The 3,787-nt window shown below is 72.3% G+C and carries 3 protein-coding genes; all 3 read left to right on the forward strand.

Features of this window, described 5'->3' with window-relative positions; translation table 11 throughout:
- Window positions 1-1,137: LLM class F420-dependent oxidoreductase (locus MXD58_RS22605; protein ID WP_308302024.1), on the forward strand; the 1,137-nt coding region annotated here is incomplete at its 5' end.
- Window positions 1,138-1,224: 87 nt separating this feature from the next.
- Complete coding sequence (locus MXD58_RS22610) at window positions 1,225-2,961, forward strand: FAD-binding oxidoreductase (RefSeq protein WP_248839328.1); 1,737 nt, start codon at window positions 1,225-1,227, stop codon at window positions 2,959-2,961.
- A gap of 22 nt (window positions 2,962-2,983) precedes the next feature.
- Entirely contained in the window at window positions 2,984-3,742 is a 759-nt protein-coding gene (gene cobF / locus MXD58_RS22615) for a precorrin-6A synthase (deacetylating) (RefSeq protein ID WP_250609877.1), read from the forward strand.
- The last annotated feature ends 45 nt before the right edge of the window (window positions 3,743-3,787 follow it).

The raw sequence follows: 3,787 nt of genomic DNA on the forward strand, positions 1-3,787 counted from the left end.
GCCCCGCCCCGCGCCGGGACGGCGACGTTCCCGGCGCCCGCGCGGCGAGGTGCGCGGGTTCGTCGCCTCCGGCTGGGGACTCGTGACATCCTTTCCTCTTCTGAGGTGGGATTGCTCGCGTGGCGCGACGAAGCCTTCGGGCGGGACGACGACGGAGAGTGGGGAGTGACCGCGGTGACCGACATCTCCGGCGGGCCGTACAAGCGGCCGTTCCGGTTCAACATCCAGTGTTCCTCGCCGGAGCAGGTGGACCCGCGGTCGTGGGCGCGGCTCGCCCGGCAGGTCGAGGACCTGGGCTACGCGACGCTCACCGTCTCCGACCATCTCGACGAGCAGGTCGCCCCGATCGCCGCGCTGATGGCCGCCGCCGACGCGACGACCACCCTGCGCGTCGGCGCCATGGTCTTCAGTAACGACTACCGCCATCCCGTCGTGCTCGCGAAGGAAGCGGCGACGCTCGACGCGCTGTCCGGCGGCCGCTTCGAGCTCGGCCTCGGCGCCGGCTGGATGACCTCGGACTACCAGCGCGCCGGGCTGACGCTCGACCCACCCGGGGTACGCATCGCCCGCCTCGCCGAGTCCCTCGCCGTCATCAAGGGCATGTTCGCCGACGCCCCGCTGCACCACGCCGGCGAGTTCTACCAGGTCAACGGCCTCAACGGGACGCCGAAGCCGGTGCAGCGCCCGCACCCGCCGATCGTCATCGGCGGCGGTGGACGCCGCCTGCTGTCCCTGGCCGCGCGCGAGGCCAACATCATCGGGCTGAACATGAACATGGCCGGCGGTGTCATCGACGCCTCCCTCGGCCCGAACGCCACGCTCAGCGCGACCGAGGAGAAGGTCGGCTGGATCCGCGAGGCCGCCGGCGCCCGCTGGGACGACCTGACCCTGCAGGTCCGCATCCACCTGGCGATCGTCACCGACGACCGGCACGCCACCATCGAGGCGCTCGCCGCCGGCTTCGGGCTGACCCCGGAACAGGCATCGGTCACGCCGCACGCGCTGTGCGGGTCCGTCGAGGAGATCTGCGATGATCTCATCGAGCGCCGTGAGCGGTTCGGCATCTCCACGGTCGGCCTCGGCCTGGACGCGCTGACCGACCTGGCCCCCGTCGTCGCCCGCCTCGCCGGCACCTAGGTCCGCCCGTCCGCCGCGCCTCATCGTCCCCGTGTCACATCGTCCCCGTGTCACATCGTCCCCGTGTCACATCGTCAAGGAGCCATCGTGGTCGAGCACATGAAGTGGTGGGGCTGGGGCCGGGAGAACGTCTCGTTCACCCACAGCGACAAGCCCAAGCTCGCGCCGTTCGTGCGTGACCACATCGGCCTCGACATCACCCGCCCGCCATCGCAGGCGCCGGCGTTCGCCGACCTGACCCTCGACCCGCCGACGCTCCCCGAGGCCCTGCGCGCCGCGCTCGTCGACGCCGTCGGCGTCGAGCACGTCACCCTCGACGCCCTCGACCGGGTGGTCCACACCTACGGCAAGAGCCTGCGCGATCTGGTCCGGCTGCGTAACCAGGACTTCGGCCGGCTGCCCGACGTCGTCGTCTACCCGGGCGACGAGGAGGCGGTGCGTGCCGTGCTCGCCGCGGCGCTCGCGGCGGACGCCGTCGTCATCCCGTTCGGCGGCGGCTCGAACATCGCCGGCAGCCTCGAGGCGCCGCGCGGCGAGACCAGGCCGGTGATCTCCGTCGACCTGGGCCGGCTCGACCGGGTGCTGGAGATCGACGCCGACGCCCGCCTCGCCCGCGTCCAGGCCGGCGCCCTCGGCCCGCACCTGGAGGAGCAGCTCGGCGCGCAGGGCTGGACGCTCGGCCACTTCCCGGACAGCTTCAGCCACTCCACCCTCGGCGGCTGGATCGCCACCCGCTCGTCCGGCATGCAGTCGGACAAGTACGGCGACATCGCCGACATCACCCGGGCGGTGCGGGTCGTCACCCCCGCCGGGGTGCTCGCCACCCGGCCGGTCCCCAGCCAGTCGACCGGGCCGAGCGTGCGGGAGATGATCCTCGGCAGCGAGGGCCGGCTCGGCATCATCACCGAGGCCACCGTGCGGGTCCACCGGGTGCCCGAGGAGCGCGTCATCCTCGGCTACTTCTTCCCGACCTGGGACGACGGCCTGCTCGCCATGCGGGAGATCGCCGAGAGCGAGGCGACCGTGTCGGTCACCCGCGTCTCCGACGCGAACGAGACCCAGTTCTCGCTGGCCACCAGCAAGAAGGGCTCGCCGGCCAACCAGCTGCTCTCCGCCGGCCTCAAGCAGTACCTGCGGCGCGTGCGCAAGTTCGACCTGGAAAAGATGTGCCTGTCATTCATCGGCTTCGAGGGCACCGCCGGCCATGTGCGCACCCAGCGCAAACTCGTCGGGGAGATCGTCGGGCGCCACGGCGGGATCTGCGTCGGCACCGGCCCCGGCCAGCTCTACGACCAGAAGAAGTTCGACACCCCCTACATCCGTGACTTCCTGCTCGGCCAGGGCGCCGTCGCCGACGTGTCGGAGACCTCGACGTCCTGGTCGCAGCTCGCGCCGCTGTACCGGGGTGTGCTCGCCCGGGCGAACAAGGCGTTCGCCGAGCTCGGCGTGCAGGGCTGGATCATGTGCCACCTGTCGCACTCCTACCACTCCGGCGCCTGCCTGTACTTCACCTTCGCCTATTCCGCGCCGATCACCCTGGATGCGATCGAGGGCTACGACACGGTGAAGTCCGCGATCCAGCAGGGCTTCCTCGACCTCGACGGCACCCTGTCGCACCACCACGCCGTCGGCCTGGAGCACGCCGGCTGGCTCGCCGAGGACATCTCCCCGGCCGGCGTCACCCTGATGACCGCCCTGTTCGACGGCGTGGACCCCGGCCACAACCTCAACCCCGGCAAGATCATCCCCTCGGCGCCGGTCGCGGCCGAAGCCACCCCGGCCGAGGCCGAGCCGTCCGCGCTGTCGAAGCCGGACGCCGGCTAGCCGCGCGGTGCGAACGATCCTCGTGGTCGGGATCGGCGCCGGCGATCCCGACCAGCTCACCCTGCAGGCCGTGCGCGCGCTCGGCCGCACGGAGGTGTTCTTCACCCTCGACAAGGGCGAGGCCGCCGCCGACCTCGTCGCGCTGCGCCGGGAGATCCTCGACCGGCACCTCGGCGCGGGCGGTTACCGTCTCGTCGAGGCCGCCGACCCGCGCCGTGACCGAAAGCCCGCGGACACCGCCGCCTACGACGCGGCCGTCGACGACTGGCACGCGCGCCGCGCCGAGCTCTATGAACGGATGATCATCGAGGAACTGTCGGACGAGGGCTGCGGCGCGTTCCTCGTCTGGGGCGACCCGTCCCTCTACGACAGCACCCTGCGGATCCTCGACCGGGTCACGGCCCGCGGCCACGTGGAGTTCGACCTCCAGGTCATCCCCGGCATCACCAGCGTGCAGGCGCTGGCCGCCCGCCACCGCCTCGTCCTCAACCGCGTCGGCGGCCCCGTCACGATCACCACCGGGCGCCGCCTCGCCACCGAGGGCTTCCCGCCCGGCGTCGACGACGCCGTCGTCATGCTCGACGCCGGCACCGCCTTCCGCGACCTCGACGAGCCCGACCTCGACATCTACTGGGGCGCCTACCTCGGCACCGACGACGAGATGCTCATCCACGGCCGCGCCGCCGACGTCGGCGAGACCATCGCCCGCACCCGCGCCGACGCGCGCCGCCGCAAGGGCTGGATCATGGACATCTACCTGCTGCGCCGCGCCAGGCGGTAGTCGACCCCGGCCGCCGGTCCCGGCGAGGCAACGGCGCGCCGACGC

Source organism: Frankia sp. AgKG'84/4 (genome assembly GCF_023242965.2).
Classification (GTDB): domain Bacteria; phylum Actinomycetota; class Actinomycetes; order Frankiales; family Frankiaceae; genus Frankia.